Below are 19,604 nucleotides of genomic sequence, written 5' to 3' on the forward strand. Positions count from 1 at the left end.
TTATCATGGCATCGAATACCGGCGAAAACGACATAAGTCTTCGCAAAATAACCGATATGACCCGCTTGATCAGCATCCTGGTCCTCGCATTGCACTTTTACTATTTTTGTTACCAGGCATTCCAGAATTGGCACCTGACATCTTTAATTTCAGACCGGATTTTGGATAAAATTTTTGCCGCAGGTTTATTTTCTTCGTTCAGTAAAACGAAGATTGTGGCACTCGTTTTCTTAGTCATATCGCTGGTCGGGGTGAAAGGTAAAAAGGGCGAAAATATCCGGGTAAAACCATCACTAATCAGTGTTTTGACAGGGTTCGTTATCTATTTTTTAAGTGCCCTCATTCTAAAAATACCAGTCGAAGAGCAATTCAGATCAGCTCTATATATGGTATTTACTTCAATTGGTTTCCTACTAATATTATCGGGTGGGAGCCAGTTTTCCAGACTGATAACCGCTCGTTTAAGCAACGATATCTTTAACAAAGACAACGAAAGTTTTCCTCAATTTGAACAGCTTCTGGAAAACGAATACTCGATTAATCTTCCAGCAGAATACCGTCACAAGAGCAAAACTCGGCAGAGCTGGATCAATGTCATTAATCCTTTTCGGGGGCTTTTAGTGAGCGGATCCCCGGGATCTGGAAAAACGTTTTTTGTCTTTCGACATGTAATCACTCAGCACATTGAAAAAGGGTTTTCAATGTTCGTTTACGATTTCAAATACAGCGATTTGACTCTGCTGGCATACAATGCCTGGCTGAAAAACAGGTCAAACTTTCCGGTTGAGCCGGCTTTCTATACGATCAATTTCGATGACCTATCGCGTAGCCATAGATGCAACCCGTTAAATCCTGAGAGTATGCTTGACATTACTGATGCAGTGGAATCAGCACGTACTATTTTGATGGGATTGAATCGAGAGTGGATCAAACGCCAAGGCGATTTCTTTGTTGAATCTTCTATCAACTTTATGACAGCGGTTATCTGGTTTTTGTGTCGGTATCGGGATGGTGAGTTCTGTTCGTTGCCGCACGTCATTGAGCTAATGCAATTAGATTACGACCGTCTTTTTACGATTCTACGCGCGGATAGTGAGATTGAAGTGCTGATAAATCCCTTCATTACTGCATACCAAAATGAAGCAATGCAACAGCTTGAAGGACAGATCGGCTCTACAAAAATTGCGCTCGCTCGCCTTGCCTCGCCGCAGCTTTATTATGTATTATCGGGAAATGATTTTACTATGGATATCAATGATCCCGGTGCACCAAAAATAGTCTGTATGGGTAATAATCCGCAGAAAATACAGGTTTATGGGGCTGTCCTTTCCCTGTATGTTACCCGATTGGTTAAGCTAGTGAACCAGCCAAACAGATTAAAAAGCAGCTTGATTTTTGACGAGTTTCCCACTGTATACCTGAATAATATGGATACGCTTATAGCAACTGCCAGGTCGAACAAGGTCGCAACAACAATAGGTATTCAAGATTTTAGTCAGCTGAAAAAAGATTACGGAAAGGACTACGCAGAAGTAATCATGAACATTACTGGCAACATTATTAGCGGGCAGGTAAGCGGAGAATCAGCGAAGCAGCTGTCCGAAAGGTTTGGGAAAATTCTCCAAGGAAGGACGAGTTTGTCCATTAATAGAACTGATACTTCAGTAAGCAAGTTGCAGCAACTTGATTCTGCCATTCCACCCTCGACTATTTCATCCCTAAGTTCTGGGGAATTCGTTGGTTTCGTCGCTGACAACCCAAACGAAAATATAGATTTGAAGGGGTTTCACGCTCGATTTAGGAGCACGGAAAATACATCTGACGGAAAAAATCACCAGCCTGAGTTACCCATTGTAAGAAAGGTAGACGTATCCATTGTCCAGCATAATTATCGCCAAATCAAACTGGATGTTGAGGGAATTGCTGAGAGTGAGATTAATAGGATAGCCGAAGATCCTGACCTTCGCAGCTTGATTATCAATAAGTCGAGGTCGTGAAAAGTCATCCTAAAACGTTGCCAGATAGGACGAAATCAATATTACTGAAAATCAATAGAATGGATGAATCTGTCTGGTTTTCATAATTCTTTCTTAAAACTTTGTAATAAATACAAGTTACTTCTACGTTAATTTTATTAGTTTGCAGTCCCTCTTCTTAAAAATAGGATATTAATTTACGGAATTTTTATACTATGAAAGAGGCAACTTCAAAAGACAAAGGGCTTATTGTCAGCATCCTTACAGAGTCCTTCCAAGACAATCAAAGTGTTAATTATCTCATTCCTGCGGACAACAAGCGGCTTGAAAGAATCCGTGCACTAATGGAGTATTCTTACGAGACTTGCAGGATGTTTGGGAAGGTTTACTTATCCGATGATAAGAGTGGTTGCGCACTTATTTCTTTCCCTGAGCGCAAAAAAACTACTCTCAAGTCGCTGTGGTTAGAAGTAAAACTCATACTTACAGGGATCGGATTTAGTAACATTTCCAAGGCAATCAACCGTGAGAAAGAGATCTCCAAGAACTATCCAGTGCATCCAATATTTTATCTCTGGTTTATCGGCGTGCTGCCGGAGAAGCAGAATAATGGGGTGGGAAAGCAGTTGATGTCTGAGCTTCTCGCCGAATCGGAACGGATGAAAAGACCGGTTTATTTGGAAACATCGACGTTGAAGAATTTACCCTGGTATAAGAAGTTTGGACTAGATGTTTACAATCAACTAAACTTCGGCTATAATCTTTTTCTCATCAGAAATGAACAATCGTAATGCGCATCGGTGGTACAGATATGCACGTAGTTACGCTCGTGTTTATCATACTCGAACTGATCATGTTCGTGTATCAAGTATTTTTTTATCTATCTCATCCAAAGGATAAGCGGAGGCTGTATTACGTAGGCTTATTGTCTTTCCTTATTCTAAAAAACATAGCAAGCGGATTCTTTCCAGATCCAAAACTGAACTACCCGTCGTTGGTTGTGCAATACGCCATTGCTTACGGGATGGGATTCTTGATGGGCGCTTATTTTCCTTATTATTTCTATAAAGCGTTTGAACTAAATCGGCTTCGCTGGCACGCGCTGTACGGCGTCCCGCTGTTTATCCTACTACCGTTCGCGGTGATTTTTCCTTTAAAATTTCTTTTTGACGGGAACATAGATCATGCTATCAACTATGGAATGGTTATACCAGCTGGCTATGCCTTGGTGCTGCTCTACACCATTCAACGTTCTATTCAGGACAAGTATAAAAAAGATATTCAGGATCGACGTTTTTTCGAAGTGACGGCGGTGTATCTCGCCGTCGTTCCGTGGGCATCGCTTCCGTTTTTTGCATTTTTCAGGATCCATCAGGTACCAGAAGCGCTGCTTACTAACGTCGGCTTCATTGTGATAACAATCTTGTTTATCAGGCGATCAATCCGGGAGAGCCGGGAGGAATACGACCAGTTAGTAAAACTTGCGAGCGCAGATGGTAAAGGATCTTTGTCCAAGCTCGATCTCATTGAGCAAATGACCCGGCAATTGGAAGAAAGCGGCATCTCGCCCGCTCAACGTTTTGAGATCAACCTCAACACAGTTGGGCTGACTTCAAGGGAGAAAGAGATTGTCCGCTTAGTCCGCGAAGGAAAGCCTTACAAATCCATTGCAGATCAACTTTTCATCTCCGAACGGACGGTGAGCAAGCATATCCAAAACGTTTTTGAGAAGCTCGGTGTCTCCAACAAAATCGAGTTGCTCAGTCGGCTAGAAATTTGGGAAAACGGCTAACTTTAGCCGATAAGCGTGATGTACGCGTTTTTGCGTAGTCTAAATACGCGGTAATGCGTAGCTCCAATCCTCGAAATACTAGTTTTCTCGTATTTACTTTGGTAACCTAATCTCTGAGTTTTACGCAACCTTCGCCGTAGTGGTTTGAGGTAGATAAAAACGCGAGAATGGTATGGAACAGGGGTATGCATTGGAATGGTTTGATTGTGCGGTAAATAAATTCAAACAAAAGCAAGAGCATTTTGAGAATTACAATGATCATCAACTGCAGGGTTTTTCTGAGGAGGTCGAACGTGAAACGGCTAGACAGATTTCTTATCTAAAAAGGCTAGCATTTCTGTATCCCAGAAAACGGAAATTTCAGGAGGCCCTTGATTTTTACTTTGGGGCCATTAATAACCTCATTGACAACGCGGAGTTGAACTTACAAATGCGCCCTGACGAGTTGGTGAATATGCGGAGAGCTGTGCAGGTAGTGGTAGCAAGCCTGAGGGGAATCCATTCGTTTATTGTAGAGCGATACTCAATATATATAGATCCAGATGTGCCATTAAGAAAATATCATTTAGAAGTCACAAAAATAGATTTTGCACAAGTTAGTAGCAGCAATTTGTTCATGAACAGCCCGTCACTCGCTTCACTGCTTAATGCTGAGTTCAAAAGGATATTCAACTCCGATAATGTTGCAAACGTTACTTCTCGTCAAGTGGCTTACTGGAAGGCCTTGCATCAAAAAATAAACGGGTTTCAATTGGAGGACATAAGGAACGAGCAATTCTGTAGCTTGGAATTGCTGCTGATCGAGCGAAATTTCAATTCAACAACTTTTGTCAGATATCTTACCAATCGATTCACATGGCAGATTGAGGAGCTTACAAATAATGCTCAAGTTATCAATCATTTAGCTCTTGTTCAAAAGCTATTTAATCAAATTCCTGTAATCAAGGGATTAGCTTACGACCAGCAGTATGATAACTTATCCGCGACAATCAATAATTGGTTTATTTATGAAATGGAATTCAGATCGCAAAGCAATATTCAGAAAGTAAATCAAGCACCGGCTACAATTGCCAAATCATCTAATTATATAAAAAAGACTGCGGATAAGGTGCTTTGTAATCTGACCGTCGATCAATTGGCTCTTTTTTTCAAGGCAGCTGATCAATCAAAAGTTATCGCTGCGAAATCATTGTCTGCTATTTTTCAGGCAGTTGCCCCGTATTTGTCCACACCCTATAAAGATGATATTTCCCATGGTAGTCTGCGGTCAAAAAGCTACTCTGCTGAGGAGCGTGATAAGGAACTACTTCTCGACTTTATTGCTAAATTGACGCGTCAGATTGAAGAGCTTTGAGCTGCAGCAATTCTGTTAGTTTAATTTGCATGAATAGTAATAATCTCTTTCATCCGCGTGTTATATCGTGGAGAAAGTTCGTCTTGCTTCATCTTCCATCTGGTTTTTAAATCCTGACTAGCAAGAAGCACTTTGTTCTGTCCCAAAATGCTTCGTCAATACTATAAATTTCCATTGCCGGAATGTAGCGACCTAGCAAGGTCATCACCCGGTTGCTCATATCTCTGTACAATACGCAGTTGCTCGAAAAAACATGAATCTGCTGCTCTTTGAATTTCTTTTCGAATAATAATGCAGGAGCTCCCATCGTAATACCTAGTGCTTTTGCCTCATTTTGATCTAGCGATGACGCAGCCGTCATTGTTACTAAGAACAACCACCGGTTTACCGTTCAATTGCGGCCGGAACATTCGTTCGCAGCTTGCGTAAAAGTTGTTACAATCGACCAGAGAGAACATCTCAAAAAAATTTGATTCCGTTTGTGACAATTCCCCCAACTAAAAACTCAGTGTCATTACGACCCATATCCGCGCATATGTTGTCTTGAATTGCCTCCCTGATGAGTTCGCGTATTCTCAGAAGCGTTTGTCTGGCCCACTTTTGCTTGAATGGATAAATAGGAAATACAAACACAGTATGAGCCCCCAGATTTATAAGCTTTTGGACAGGATTGATGTATAATTCAAAAACGAGGTTGGCTATGTAGCTAATAATTGTGTAATTTTTAACTATGTTTCAATATCAAAAGTGACGAAGAGCCCAGTTTCGCCTGAATTCCACGAAGAACAGTTTTAGCCTTCTCCGCTATTCGAAATCATCACAATGGCATCATTATTCTAAGTGCAAAGGATTTATTTACATGTAACAGAATTTGCGATTTGTATGCTGCAAACAAGAAGGTGCCAGATGACCTGTATCATGAATTTAAAGCGATCCTTACAGAACAGAAAGTTAACTAGGCTTAAGGGTATGATATATGACATGTTAGAAAATCTACTTGCATATCGTGAGATTCGGCTTATCAAAACGAACCTGCTTTCCATAGATTAATCTATGAATGTCAGATTTAAAATCGAAATTCGGTTGTCGGGAATACTACATGTTAAGTTTCATGGGAAATGAGACAGCTTCAAATTGATAGAGCCATATTCACTTACGACTTTCATAAAGAGCTTCCAACTTTTTCTTCCACAACCTTGATTCGCTCCAATATTTCGTTAACTGAATGTGCAATATGGTGCATCTGCGATACGGGCTCAGGCAGATCCTTAGATTGATAACTATGGTATTTCCATATTTCCAATACATCACCAACCACAACCTGATAGGGCTCATACATTGGGTTTAGCGACTCTAAACCCAATGTTTTATTTACCGGGTCAACTGTAACCTTTTTAAAGACAAAATCCTGCTCACCACGCAGAATCACGATGCATAGTGTTCCGGGTTTTAACTGAGTCCAGTCTTCTACAAACTGGCAGATCACATCAGCACTTTCGGGAAGTGGCAGCATTGAATCACCGATAGTAGGAAACATTCGGAAAGTGCCGCCGACCGGAAGGTTAGGCATCGAGAATTTAGGGAGCTTAGCAATAAAATCGGGGTCAGCATATCCATGGCGGTAGCCTGCTTTGGCCTTGATTGGCACATACTCCACATTCTCTTTACTTGCTTGGTCTGTGGAAATTGCTAGTACCCGCAAATTGCTGCCTGTGATATAAACATCACTTCCTGATTCCAATTCGCGCAGCTTTAATTCCGAAAGTCTGGTAAGGTCTACACGGAAAAGCGTATCAATACTGATATGAAAGAAATCTGAAAATTTCATTAGGTCAGCTGCCGTTGGATTTTCTGTCCTGCCAGCTTCAAGGGAAGCCAGCTTAACGCGGGTTAAACCCAGTTTTTGTGAAAAATCTTCCTGGGTCAGCCGCTTGCGGTCACGCAGGAAACGGATGTTAGTGTGGAAAAAAAGTTTTGCGCTTGTCATAGCATAATGTTATTATTGGAATCACAACTTTGTTATTAATAATATCAAAGCTAGTAATAAATGCTATGACATGGAAACTGCAACTGATAAAAATGAGCTGATAACTAGGCTGAGAGCCGAAATCCTGTTCTTGCAGGGTGTGCGTGTGGCTTTACACCATAAACAGATGGGGACAGGATTAGGGCCAGTCCAGGATGCTTTTCCCCAGGGAGCTTTTCCAGTTGGGGCTATGCATGAATTTATTAGTACCGATCAGGGACAATCCGCAGCAACAAGCGGTTTTATGGCTGCACTTGCCGGCTTTTTGATGAAGCAGGACGGCGTCTGTCTCTGGGTCGGAATGCAGCGCACTGTTTTCCCACCGGCTTTAAGTTTTTTTGGTGTAGCGCCTGAAAGGGTCATATTCATAGATGTGAAAAAAGAGCGTGACCTTTTGTGGATGATCGAAGAGGGGCTTCGTTGCCAGGCTCTTTCGGCAGTAATAGGTCAGGTGCAGGAAATCGGCCTGACGGCCTCCCGAAGGCTTCAACTTGCCTGCGAGCAGAGCAACGTAACCGGGCTTTTGCACCGGATAAATCCACGAAGTATGAACCCGGTCGCCGCTGTTTGCCGGTGGCAGATCAGTCCCTTGCCAACTGAGGGGCAAGGGGAGCTACCGGGTATAGGGCATCCCCGCTGGAACGTGCAGCTTCTAAAAATCCGCAATGGCCACCCTGGCAGCTGGCAGGTGCAGTGGGATAACCAGAATTTGAAATCCATCATAACGCAGGATAGCCCGGGTAAGGGCCAGCTGCTCCAAGCAGGGTAGGGGATGGCACGCTATGTATCCATATGGTTTCCTCATTTAACCACTGACAGACTTGTGCTCAAACGGCCCGAGCTTGCAGGCACTTCATTTGTTTTGGCTTCGCCAAGCCGCGGCCGTGTTGTCGTTAAAGCAGCCAGTCCCCAGGCCCAGGCCTGCGGGATTGTGGAAGGCATGGTAGTAGCAGACGCGCGGGCTGTTTTACCGTCGCTGGAAGTCATTGAAGACGATGCAGAGCTCGCAGAAAAGCTCCTTAATGCGCTGGCAAAATGGACACTTCGTTACAGCCCGCTTGCGGCGATTGATCTTGACGATGGATTGATTTTAGATGCAACCGGTTGCACGCATTTATGGGGCGGTGAAATGGCTTACCTGAAAGATATTGTCGCGCGCCTGAAAGGTAGTGGTTATGATGTAAGGGCAGCTATGGCAGATACCATAGCTACCGCTTGGGCGGTTTGCCGCTTTGGTAAAAAGGAGCGTATTGTTGCCCCTGGCGCGCAGCTCGATGCGCTGCTTGCATTACCACCCACCGCGCTGCGGCTAGACCAGGTAAGTATCGACAAGATGTATAAGCTGGGTTTCTATCAGATTAAGCGTTTTGTGCATATCGCCCCTTCGGTACTCAGAAGGCGTTTTGGCCAGTCGCTGTTGGACCGTTTGGGGCAGGCGCTTGGACATGTCCATGAAGGCTTTGCGCCGATCCACCCCCCAGAGCCGTTTGCCGAACGCTTGCCTTGCCTGGAACCCATCCGTACAGCCCCTGGCATCGAAATTGCCCTGCAAAAGCTGCTGGAAATGCTTTGCAGCCGCCTTGTCAAAGAAGGGCAGGGAGTGCGTAAAGTGATACTGAAATGTTACCGGATTGATGGTGAGATGCGGCAGGTCGAAATTGGAACCAGTTTTGCCAGTTGCAGCTCCGGGCATTTGTTCAAACTTTTCGAGCTAAAAATTCCTACCATTGAGCCTGCACTGGGTATTGAGCTTTTCGTTCTGGAAGCACCGGTGGTAGAGCCGCTCGGAGAGCAGCAAGACCAGCTCTTTAACATCGGTGCTGCAAACAAATGGGTAGAAATTGCAGAGCTCCTTGATCGCCTGGTCGCAAGGGCAGGCCCGGATATCAGCCACCGCTACCTGCCCGCCCAGCACTACTGGCCAGAGCGCTGCACCCTGGAAGCTGCCTCTTTGAAAGAGCAGCCACAGACTCCCTGGCGGACAGACCGGCCCAGGCCGGTGCACCTATTACAAGAACCGCAGAAGGTAGAGGTCTCTGCACCGGTCCCGGATTACCCGCCCATGCTTTTCCGCTACCAGGGGGAAGTTCACAAGATAAAAAGGGCAGATGGACCTGAGCGTATTGAACAGGAATGGTGGATCCAGCAAGGGCTTCACCGCGATTACTACACCGTCGAAGATGAATCAGGGGCCCGCTTCTGGATATTTCGGCTCGGGCACTACCAGGATTATAACAAGCCTGAGTGGTTCCTACACGGTTATTTCGCATGAGTCATTAACAAAATCAGTCATGGGCTACACCGAGTTACAGGTAACGACAAATTTTAGCTTTCTGCGGGGCGGCTCGCACCCGGAGGAACTGGTAGAATATGCATGCGCAATTGGCTATAAGAAAATAGCCATCACTGATCGGAACACACTGGCCGGGATTGTGCGCGCCCATGCAGCGGCGCGTGAGAAAGATATCCAGATCATTCCGGCAGCGCGGCTTGATTTGATTGATGGACCGAGCCTTCTTGCATACCCGACAGACAAGGATGCTTACGCGAGGCTGTCAGGACTTCTTTCAACGGGAAATCTGCGCACAGAAAAAGGCAAATGCGCGCTTTTCCGAAGGGATGTATATGCCAGCAGTGAAGGGATCATATTCATTGCCGTTGCTCCTGATGAGCTGAATGCTGATTTTGATTTTGAACCTGGCTTTGAAAGAGCGCTTAAAGATTACCGGGCCGCCCTGGGTGATCAGCTCTATATTTCGGCCAGCCGGGGTTACCTGGGCAATGATGCTAAAAAGCTTTACCGCCTTTCACAAATCGCTGACCGGCTTGATATCCCGCTTGTTGCCACCAACGATGTACATTATCACCATTCCGAGCGAAGGCAGTTGCAGGACATTTTGACCTGTATCCGTGAAAAGTGTACCATCTATAATGCCGGTTTTTTGCTACATCAAAATGCAGAGCGGTACCTCAAACCCGAAAAGGAGATGCTGCGCCTGTTCAGGGCTTATCCCGATGCAGTGCGACGCTCCCAGCAGATCGCCGATGCATGCCAGTTTACGCTGGATAGTTTAAAATATGTATACCCGGAAGAGATCACCAGTGAAGGTCGCAGCCCGCAGGAAGAACTCACATTTTTAGCATGGAAAGGTGCCAGTGATTTCTATGGTGACCCGCTGCCAGAAAAGGTAGTAAATGCCATTAATCATGAAATGAAGTTTATTGCCGAGATGGATTATGCTGCGTATTTTTTGACAGTCTATGATATCGTCCGGTTTGCACGGCAGAAGGGCATATTGTGCCAGGGGCGCGGCTCGGCGGCCAACTCAACGGTTTGTTTTTGTTTAGGCATCACCAGCGTCGATCCCACCAAATTCGATTTGCTGTTTGAGCGCTTTATCTCATCAGCACGAAACGAGCCGCCTGATATCGACGTAGACTTTGAGCATGAGCGCCGCGAGGAAGTCATCCAGTACATTTATGAAAAGTATGGACGTGACCGTTCGGCGATTGTCGCCACTGTGACCCAGCAGCACCAAAAAGGGGCAATCCGTGATGTGGCCAAAGCCATGGGCATGTCTGTTGATGCCATTAACCGGCTGTCTGGCTCGATCTGGGAGTTTACAGACGAATGGTTTGAGGGCAAACGGATCACCGAGCAAGGATTTAATGCCGATGACCCGCACCTGGTCAAGGTGCTGGACCTGACACGTCAGTTTATGGGCTTTCCCCGCCAGCTGGGCCAGCATACGGGCGGCTTTGTGATCACCCAGGGAAAGATCACAGATCTTTGCCCGATCCTGAACGCCAGAATGCCGGGCCGCACCAATATTGAATGGAACAAGGACGATATTGATACGCTTGGCTTCTTAAAAATCGATGTGTTGGCGCTGGGGATGCTAACCTGCATCCGAAAAGCGTTTGACTTGGCCAAGGAGCATTACGGCCTTTCGCTAACACTGGCCAATGTGCCGCAGGATGACCCGGTGGTTTATGATATGATCGGACACGCTGATACCATTGGCGTATTCCAGATCGAAAGCCGCGCCCAGCAGTCCATGCTACCGCGCATGAAGCCCAAGGACTTTTATGATTTGGTCATTGAGGTAGCTATTGTAAGACCGGGCCCGATCCAGGGCGATATGGTGCACCCCTACCTGCGGCGGCGCAACGGAGAAGAAGCCGTCGAGTACCCTTCCAAAGAGCTGGAAGCAATCCTGGGACGGACGCTGGGCGTACCGCTGTTTCAGGAGCAGGCGATGAAAATAGCCATTGTGGCCGCAGGCTTTACGCCGGCAGAAGCTGACAAATTACGCCGGAGTATGGCAACCTTTAAACTGAGCGGGATGGTCTCGCAATTTGAAAAGAAGCTAATCGACGGTATGACTTCGCGCGGTTATTCGGAAGACTATGCAAAAAGGATATTTTGGCAGCTCGAAGGCTTTGGAAGCTACGGGTTTCCCGAAAGTCATGCAGCCAGTTTTGCCCTTCTTGTATATGTTTCCTGCTGGCTCAAATGCTATTACCCTGATGTTTTTGCCGCTGCGCTGCTTAACAGTATGCCCATGGGTTTTTACCAACCTGCACAGATCATCATTGATGCGCGCAAACATGGTGTCGTTGTCAAGCCGGTTGACGTAAATCTATCTTTTTGGGACAACATGCTGGAACCAGCCGAAGGGAAATATAAAGTGATCAGGCTGGGTTTCCGGCAGGTAAAAGGGATCAGGCAGGATGAAATGGAGCTGCTTGTCGCAGCCAGGAGTCAACCCTATGCGTCCATCCACCTGGTGCGCGACGCGGGTGTATCACAGGGCGCTATTGAAAAGCTTGCCGATGCCGATGCATTCGGCTCCATGGGACTTGACCGGAGGCGGGCTATGTGGGAGGCGACCGCACTAGCAGACAGGCCTTTTGGGCTTTTTACCGGTCAGGAGTCGCAAAGCACATTCGAGCAACCAGTCCAGCTTCCAAAGCTAACCCCAGCTGAGCATGTCGTGCAGGATTATGCTTCTACTTCCCTTTCGCTTAAAGCCCACCCGGTGAGTTTCGTCCGTCAGCAGCTTCTGGACAGGCGAGTTGTTGCTACGCAGGATCTTTCCAGCCGTAAACCGGGTACAATCGTCCGGGTGGCCGGCCTGGTGCTGGTCAGGCAAAGACCGGGGACAGCTGGTGGGGTTTGCTTTATTACCATTGAGGACGAGACGGGCGTAGCCAACCTAGTCGTCTTTCAACACCTTTTTGAAAAGTACCGCAAGGAAGTTCTTCGCGCGCGCCTTTTAATGGTGGAGGGCAAATTACAGATCGAAGGTGAAGTCGTCCATGTGATTGTACGTCATTGCTATGATATGTCTCCACTCCTTCGTGAACTGAATGTGGCCAGTGGCGCAGATCCAGACGTTCAAACACTTTCGCGTGCGGATGAAAAAGATGGATACGCATCTGCTGCTGTCAACAAAAAAACGCAGGTAAGAAAGAAAGACGTTCAACTCGAAATCTTCCCATCGGGGCGGAATTTCAAATAAACAGACCAGTGTATGACTGCATCTTATAACCCATTTTTAGTACTGGACAAGCCTTATCTCAAAGCGCTGCTTAGTAGCGGAAAATACTTTATCGTCCTACAACGCTTTAATTGGCCTGGCTTGCCAGAAGGCCAGGCTTTTATAGCGACTCCTTATCAAGATCACAAGGCCGCGCAAAAACACGCAAAGAAGCTGACTGCCCAGGAAGGGCGAATGCTGGACGTTCGTACTGAGCATGATAAGTTTAGCAAGCTCTTTAATGACCCTAGGTATGTTGTTTTTGTTAGCAAGTTCAAAGAAGGAGATTGGCAATCGAGAGTTATAAAGCACTATCAAAAGAATATTCACTCTTTTCTAACTGCTAACACTGGTATTGCGCCAGATGAAAAGACTAGCATTGAGCTAACCTTTGAGGACGGGCACCTAATGGCCCATGTCGTATCAAATGGGGAGCAGTATCAGTGGGAGGCTTGCAAGCTGATTGAGTAATATACAGCAGCATCTAATCAAATTTCATGTTAGCGATTTCGGTTGTCGAGAATGCTACATGTAAAGTCTGTCGGAGTTGTATAGACTCAGGATGCATTTAAGCTGCATAACAGAGCTGTAGAATGGGATAGTCAATAGAGTTGCATTGGTTGAACAATTTGGGTTGTCGCGAATACTACATGTAAGGTTTATAGAAAGTCAAGCGGCTTCTCTGGTAGCAGCTGATCCACGTTAACAAGTTGAACTTGATATTGTCTCTTCGCATGCAAAAAGCGGACATTTTTAGAGTTCGCAGAAACGGTGGTATTTTTGAAAATTTTTCTCAAGAGGCTAGGTTTATGCGATTTCCTTGGAATAGGAGCTAAACTAAGGCTTTTTAGTACAGCAAACAGAAATGGCACCTACCTTTAAATGTAATTTGCGGAAGACGCACGCTACTAGTATTCGTTGTCAACTGCTTAACCGAGTTGTAATAAAAAAAGGAGGGTCTTCTGAAAATAAACAAAGCGGGTGTCATGTGGTGCAATCGGAATTATTTGGGGCCGCGCACCTTTTCCAATAGTGAATCATCACTTTAATCGTCACCTTAATCTCCTCATATTCCCCTGGCTTAACAAAAAAGCCTTATGCTGATGTGCTATATGCATCGATGACAACTTGCTGGTTAATTGCAGTGGTAAAGTAGACATCGGGAATGCACTTAAGGCTGAGTTCTGCATCAGTCTGGACCTTTCTTCTAAGCTCCAATCCATTTAACTGAGGCAGGTTGATATCTGAAATAATAATGAAAGGCAGGTCTTTGTTGGTATAAAGATAATCCAATGCCGATTGGCCATCTCCAAAATACATTCTTTGGTTTGTGTAGCCTAGCTCATCAAAAACTTCTTCCAATACATATTGATCATCAGGGTCATCTCACGGAAGCGAAGGATGTGGGATTCAACTGGTTGGTTGTACCAAAATAACCTTAGCAGGTGATTGCAAGGGGTTCCGTGAGCGATATTTCTCAATTGGCCATTGAGAAAAAATTGCCAAACTAATAAAGCCCCCTAACCACATTTTTACGACGCTCTTTTTGGGGTTAAAGACCGATGAATATATTGCAACCTGCCATTGTTTTTTGTCAGTGGATCGTTTGATCTATTAATTTAAGTGGATATTTTTGCATAAAATTACCGAATGGAATATCACCTACTCAGCGACGAACTTCTTGTCAGGCTTATGCGGGTTGATGATGCCGAAGCTTTCAGTGAGGTGTACAAACGGTTCTGGCGGCCCCTGTTTCAATCCGCAAGGTATAAAGTAAAGTCTGAAGAGATCGCCGAAGAACTCTTGCAGGACATGTTTCTTAATTTGTGGGAAAAGAGAACTACCCTACAAATTGAAAATCTCGGCGCATACCTTTTTGGCGTACTCAAGTACCAGATCGTTAATCACTACCGTGCCCTTTTTTTAGCCGAGAAATACGCAGATTTTACACAGTCTCAACTGGATGGTTATGTCCATGACGCAGATTTAGCAGTCAATATTCAGGACATCGTTTCCGTTTTTAATGAAGTTTTACAGCAACTTCCTCCAAAGACAAGTCGTGTATTTCACATGAGCCGGCTAGAATTTAAGACCAACCGCGAGATTGCCGCTGCACTTGATATAACAGAACGTACAGTTGAACACCACATTACTCAATCATTGAAACTACTGCGCCAGCAGCTCAGAGATTTCCTGCCATTACTGCTGATGGTGTGGTTGGGCAATATTTGAATTGAATTATATCAAGAATAAATAACATATTATTTGATATGATATAAACTTTCTCATATTGTCTACAATGATATTGCGGTAGTGCTGCTTTAAACCGACTGCTAATTATAAAACAAAATTATGAGCCGTACCTCCTTTGCTGCCTTATTGTTAAAATACCAGTCTGGAGATATCACTCCGGCCGAGCAACTTGTTGTAGAACAATGGTATGCACTGCTAGGCGAAGAGCAGCGGGAGCTTAGTGCCCAAGAATGGATGGACCTTGAAAACCGAATCTGGGGTAAGTTGCAGCAGGAATCTATGGACGATGATATTGCAACTGTGCCTGTTAAGAGCGTTTTCGGGCAAAAAATAGGCGCGTGGATAGCGGTTGCGGCTTCGGTGATCCTCACCTTGGGGTTTGGCTATTATTTTGCGCAGACTATCAACGGTACGAATAGGGTTTCAGAAGGCGATCAACAAACATTGAAACGCATTGAAAACACCGGCCTGACGGTGGTGGTCGTAGTGCTTGAAGACAGCAGCAAAGTCTTTTTGAATCCTGGGGCTGAGCTCCGTTTTTCTGAACATTTTACAAATCTAAAAAGAGAGGTGTTTCTAAATGGAGAAGCATTTTTTGAGGTGAGTGAAAATCCAAACCGACCTTTTTTCGTCAATGCCGGGCAAATCACGACGAAGGTTCTGGGTACTAGCTTCCGAGTGAAAGCGCCTCGTAGAGGGTCCGAAGTAGAGGTTTCCGTAACTACCGGAAAGGTATCGGTTTACGAAAAAGAGAAAGAGGCACCGGTACTTTCAAGTAAAAACGGAAGTGGAGTTATTCTAAGCGCAAATCATCAGGTTACATTTCTGAAGCGGGACAAGCTATTTTTAACCAGACTAGTGGAAAATCCGATTGCCTTGCCTGTAAAGGATAAGAAAGTACAATACTCATTCAATTACAACGACACCGCACTGCAGAAAGTGTTGTCTGAACTCGAAGAGACGTATAGTATTGATGTGGAGGTCGAGCGCAAGACTTTGGGTGACTGTCCCCTTACGGCAAATCTATCCAGAAAGGGACTTTATCAGCAGCTGGACCTGATCTGTGCAGCTATTCAGGGTACATATGAAGTAAAGGGCACGACCATTCTGATTAGTGGTCACGGCTGTGAATAGAATTAATGTTAACCCCCTAAACCCATTATAAATGAATAAATAAAATACAAACAAAAAAGCTGGCAGTGGTGCGAACACGGCCAGCCTCGAATACCCTCTTTTTACAGAGCTGCCCTCACAGGCTCACCCCGAACGAAATGGTGAGAGAGCTTTGTTTTGCCCGATTCTAAAGTCCAACAAAACGTTTAAATGTATGAAAAAATCTCTAAAATGGAGTAGAATACTTCGCCAAACTATGAAAATCTCAGCTGTTCAAATGGCTATCTGGCTGTTTTGTTCAGGAATATCGTTCGCTCATGATGGCCGTGCGCAGGACCTTCTGAACAAATCGGTGACCATCAATGCCGAAGAAAAGGGATTACGACACGTTCTCGCCGAGCTGGAAAAGCAGGCCGATGTACGCTTCGTATATAGTTCAAAGGCCATAAAAGCAGACCGTAAAATAAGTGTCAATGCGAAAGGACAGCGTCTTTCGGAGGTGCTTGAGAAACTGCTTATCCCATTACAGGTCAATTACCGCATCGTAGAGGGGCAGATCATTCTGAACCCAGTGGTGATACGCTCGTCTGAGGCCGTAAAAGAGGCATCGAGCGTCATGGTGGAAACGGAAAAAGTCAACAGCGTTGTTGACATGAACATTCGTGGCAAGGTTACTGACGAAAAGGGTGAGGGCCTTCCCGGAGTAAATGTTGTCCAAAAGGGAACTCAAAAAGGCACAGTGACCGATGTTGACGGTAATTTTTTTATTGATGTTCCGGATGCTTCCGCAGTGCTTGTGTTCTCTTTCGTTGGTTATCTATCCCAGGAAGTGCAGGTTAATAGCAGGACACTCATCGATGTCACCTTAAAGGTCAATGATAAGACACTCGAAGAGGTGGTGGTGGTAGGTTATGGAACAGCCAGGAAGAAAGACCTGACCGGAGCTGTGGCCAGTGTGAATGTGGAAGATACAAGGCTGCAACCCAATACGAATGCGACTCAGATGTTACGGGGAACAACCGCCGGGGTACAGGTGACTGACAATGGGAGGCCAGGGCGTAATGCAGCAATAAATATCAGGGGAATTAACTCAATCTCTGCGAGTAATGCACCTCTGATCGTGTTGGATGGGATCATTTACGCCGGGGGAAGTTTTGCGGACATCAACCCCAATGATATTGAGTCGATCGATATATTAAAGGATGCAAGTTCGACGGCCATTTATGGGTCCTTGGCTACTAACGGCGTGATTGAAATCACAACCAAAAAAGGGAAACTGGGCAAACCGAAATTTGCGCTCAATACCTACATGGGATTTTCGGACTACGCTTTTCTGCCTGATTTTCTGACGCCGGAACAGTACCTGGCGGCGCGTAAAGACGCAGAAATTGCGGATGGCGGATCCGTTCCTTTCTGGCCCAGTGAACTGGCCAATATTGCTGCCAATCGTACCATTGAGCCGTTTGAGGAAATCAGGCAAAACGCGCCGATGTCCAACTATGAGCTGAGTGTGTCGGGAAAAACAGATCGTGTGAATTACTTTTTTTCAGGTGGTTACACGGCAGCGAAATCACCCGTACGTGGAGATAACTTTGGCCGTATATCCAGCAGGCTGAATCTTGGCGTACAGGCTACGGATTGGTTAAAATTGGGTATCAACAGCGGTTTTTCGTCAAGGGATGATTCGGGTGTTCGGGTTGACTTAGGCGCTACCACCCAGCTTAGCCCCTTTGCTCAACTGTATCTGGAAGATGGAGTCTCGCCAAAACCTTTGCCCATGGATATAGGAGGCGTACCCAGTCCGATCATGTCCAATATATTGAACAAACGGCACTCGATTACGAATATTCTCTTCACAAACATATTTGCTGAAATGCAACTCTGGAAAGGACTTTCGTACAAGATTAATGGCGGTTATACACGGACGGACTCCAAGCTATTTCAGTATGCCCCTGCATATAAGCCAGTGAACAGACTTGGTTCCGGCTCGAAACGGCATGGGGAAAGTCAGAATTTTACCCTGGAAAACATTGTCAAGTACCAACAAAATATTGGAAAGGATCATCATCTTGATTTGACACTGCTCTATGGTTTGTATGAATTCAAGAATGAGTTTTCCCAACTTTCCAGTCAGAACATTTTCAACGATGCGCTGGGATACAATGCTCTGGAGATTGGAGAGAACTTTAATATAGATGCAGGCGCGTCTGAAAATAAGCAAAACTCAGGTATGGCGAGGTTGGGGTACACTTTAAAGGGCAAGTATTTTGTGACCCTGAGCATGCGCAGGGATGGCTATTCGGCCTTCGGAGCCGGGAACAAGTTTGGTGTGTTTCCCGCCGCGGCATTGAGCTGGAATATGAGCGAAGAGGATTTCTTTAAGGGGATCAAAGAAATTAATTTTATGAAACTGCGGGCTTCATGGGGTAGAAATGGTAATCGGGGCGTGAGTGAATATTCTTCTTTAAGCCAGGTGAGCCAGGGAAACTACGTTTTCGGGGACGGAAGTCCTACTTCGGTTGGGTTGAGTACAAGCACACTGGCCAATCCGAATCTGGGGTGGGAGACAACCGAGAGTTTCAACATCGGCGCGGATGTAGAGGCGTTTTCGAATCGTATTGGGGCATCGGTTAATTTCTATCAAAGTAATACTTTTGACCTGCTTCTGGAGCAGACGATTCCAAACACCAACGGTTTTGAAAAGTTCCTGCGAAATATCGGAGAAACAAGTAACTATGGTCTGGAAATAGATCTGAAAACTGTAAATATCCGCAAAGGTGATTTCGAATGGAATACCCGCCTTGCGTATTCATTCAACAGGAATAAAATTGTGAAACTCACAGGTGTCGATTTGAACAGCGACGGCAGAGAGGATGATGATATTGCAAGCGGGTGGTTTATCGGGCAACCGCTAGGTTCTAATTTTAGCTACGTTTTTGACGGCATTTATCAGGTAGGGGACGACCTTAGCCTGATTCCTGGATCAATGCCAGGTGATATTAAATATAAAGATGTAAGTGGCCCCGATGGGGTGCCCGATGGGAAAATAACTCCGGACGACCGAGCAGTTGTCAGCAACAATCAGGCAAACTTTAACATGGGTATTACCAATATTCTCACTTACAAGGGATTTAGTTTATCGTTCATGTTAAATATCAGACAGGGCGGATACAGCTCGGTGGGCATGCTGAACCCTGGCAATAATTTTTATGATCAGATGAACTTTTTAGATGTGCCTTATTGGACTCCTGAAAACCCGATCAATGATTATGCACGGATCAATTACCGGAACCCGCTTGGTTATGGATTCTATCAGAGCAGAAGTTTTGTAAGACTTCAGGATGTTTCATTTTCATACAGCATCCCTGAGACGATCACGAAAAAAGCTAGGTTGGGCAGTGTGCAAATATATGTGAGCGGTAAAAATCTGGCCACCTGGACCAAATGGAAAGGCTGGGATCCAGAGTTCGGAGCTGGAGGAAGGTCCCCGGGAGACAATGGTCCCTTACTGAAAACCTATATCGCAGGTATTAATATCTCATTCTAA

At 45.3% G+C, this 19,604-nt stretch carries 14 protein-coding genes and 1 pseudogene; 11 read left to right on the top strand and 4 right to left on the bottom strand.

The features are described 5' to 3' along the window. The first annotated feature begins 5 nt into the window (after positions 1 to 5). The 4 genes from mobC (at position 6) to LZG72_RS10705 (ending at position 5,122) form a co-directional block, all read left to right on the top strand. The gene (mobC, locus tag LZG72_RS10690; RefSeq protein WP_233871352.1) at positions 6 to 1,997 is read left to right on the top strand and encodes a conjugal transfer protein MobC; all 1,992 of its coding nucleotides are present in this window, start codon (positions 6 to 8) and stop codon (positions 1,995 to 1,997) included. A gap of 194 nt (positions 1,998 to 2,191) precedes the next feature. Further along, entirely contained in the window at positions 2,192 to 2,767 is a 576-nt protein-coding gene (locus LZG72_RS10695; RefSeq protein WP_233871355.1) for a GNAT family N-acetyltransferase, read from the top strand. Beyond that, entirely contained in the window at positions 2,767 to 3,768 is a 1,002-nt protein-coding gene (locus tag LZG72_RS29285) for a helix-turn-helix transcriptional regulator (RefSeq protein WP_304488636.1), read from the top strand. The genes LZG72_RS10695 and LZG72_RS29285 overlap by 1 nt, the downstream gene beginning before the upstream one ends. Before the next feature lie 172 nt (positions 3,769 to 3,940). Further along, a complete protein-coding gene (locus LZG72_RS10705) occupies positions 3,941 to 5,122 on the top strand; it encodes a hypothetical protein (RefSeq protein WP_233871358.1) in 1,182 nt (393 codons plus the stop codon). Between the two features lie 20 nt (positions 5,123 to 5,142). Here the strand turns inward: LZG72_RS10705 and LZG72_RS29420 are convergent, their stop codons facing one another. The 3 genes and pseudogenes from LZG72_RS29420 to LZG72_RS10715 all read right to left on the bottom strand — a co-directional run bounded on the left by LZG72_RS29420 (position 5,143) and on the right by LZG72_RS10715 (position 7,109). Continuing rightward, positions 5,143 to 5,214, bottom strand: a complete 72-nt coding sequence (locus LZG72_RS29420) for a DUF4113 domain-containing protein (protein WP_409017688.1) — start codon at positions 5,212 to 5,214, stop codon at positions 5,143 to 5,145. A 47-nt stretch (positions 5,215 to 5,261) separates the two neighbouring features. Next, positions 5,262 to 5,580, bottom strand: a pseudogene (locus LZG72_RS29425) (hypothetical protein); the annotation flags it as partial. Positions 5,581 to 6,284: 704 nt separating this feature from the next. Next, a complete protein-coding gene (locus LZG72_RS10715) occupies positions 6,285 to 7,109 on the bottom strand; it encodes an XRE family transcriptional regulator (RefSeq protein ID WP_233871361.1) in 825 nt (274 codons plus the stop codon). A 70-nt stretch (positions 7,110 to 7,179) separates the two neighbouring features. Between LZG72_RS10715 and LZG72_RS10720 the strand changes: the two genes are divergently transcribed. Genes LZG72_RS10720 through LZG72_RS10735 form a run of 4 tightly spaced genes read left to right on the top strand, consistent with a single transcriptional unit; the run spans position 7,180 to position 13,162 of the window. Then, positions 7,180 to 7,917: an ImuA family protein gene (locus tag LZG72_RS10720; RefSeq protein ID WP_233871364.1), complete on the top strand. Its 738-nt coding sequence runs from the start codon at positions 7,180 to 7,182 to the stop codon at positions 7,915 to 7,917. A gap of 3 nt (positions 7,918 to 7,920) precedes the next feature. Then, positions 7,921 to 9,420, top strand: coding sequence for a DNA polymerase Y family protein (locus LZG72_RS10725; protein ID WP_233871367.1), 1,500 nt, complete (start codon positions 7,921 to 7,923; stop codon positions 9,418 to 9,420). A 19-nt stretch (positions 9,421 to 9,439) separates the two neighbouring features. Further along, positions 9,440 to 12,673, top strand: coding sequence for an error-prone DNA polymerase (locus LZG72_RS10730; protein ID WP_233871370.1), 3,234 nt, complete (start codon positions 9,440 to 9,442; stop codon positions 12,671 to 12,673). A 12-nt stretch (positions 12,674 to 12,685) separates the two neighbouring features. After that, positions 12,686 to 13,162, top strand: coding sequence for a hypothetical protein (locus tag LZG72_RS10735; protein WP_233871373.1), 477 nt, complete (start codon positions 12,686 to 12,688; stop codon positions 13,160 to 13,162). A gap of 624 nt (positions 13,163 to 13,786) precedes the next feature. On the opposite strand, the gene LZG72_RS10740 is transcribed toward LZG72_RS10735, so the two are convergent. After that, positions 13,787 to 14,053 (bottom strand): hypothetical protein, encoded by a 267-nt coding sequence (locus LZG72_RS10740; protein WP_233871376.1) that lies wholly within the window; start codon positions 14,051 to 14,053, stop codon positions 13,787 to 13,789. Positions 14,054 to 14,341: 288 nt separating this feature from the next. On the opposite strand from LZG72_RS10740, the gene LZG72_RS10745 reads away from it, so the two are divergent. From LZG72_RS10745 to LZG72_RS10755, 3 genes are all read left to right on the top strand, one after another. Next, positions 14,342 to 14,923, top strand: a complete 582-nt coding sequence (locus LZG72_RS10745) for an RNA polymerase sigma factor (RefSeq protein ID WP_233871379.1) — start codon at positions 14,342 to 14,344, stop codon at positions 14,921 to 14,923. Positions 14,924 to 15,043: 120 nt separating this feature from the next. After that, on the top strand, positions 15,044 to 16,078 hold the full coding sequence (locus tag LZG72_RS10750; protein WP_233871382.1) for a FecR family protein: 1,035 nt from the start codon (positions 15,044 to 15,046) through the stop codon (positions 16,076 to 16,078). A 235-nt stretch (positions 16,079 to 16,313) separates the two neighbouring features. Next, positions 16,314 to 19,604, top strand: coding sequence for a TonB-dependent receptor (locus tag LZG72_RS10755; RefSeq protein ID WP_233871386.1), 3,291 nt, complete (start codon positions 16,314 to 16,316; stop codon positions 19,602 to 19,604).

It is taken from the genome of Dyadobacter sp. CY323 (genome assembly GCF_021390245.1).
Taxonomy (GTDB): domain Bacteria; phylum Bacteroidota; class Bacteroidia; order Cytophagales; family Spirosomataceae; genus Dyadobacter.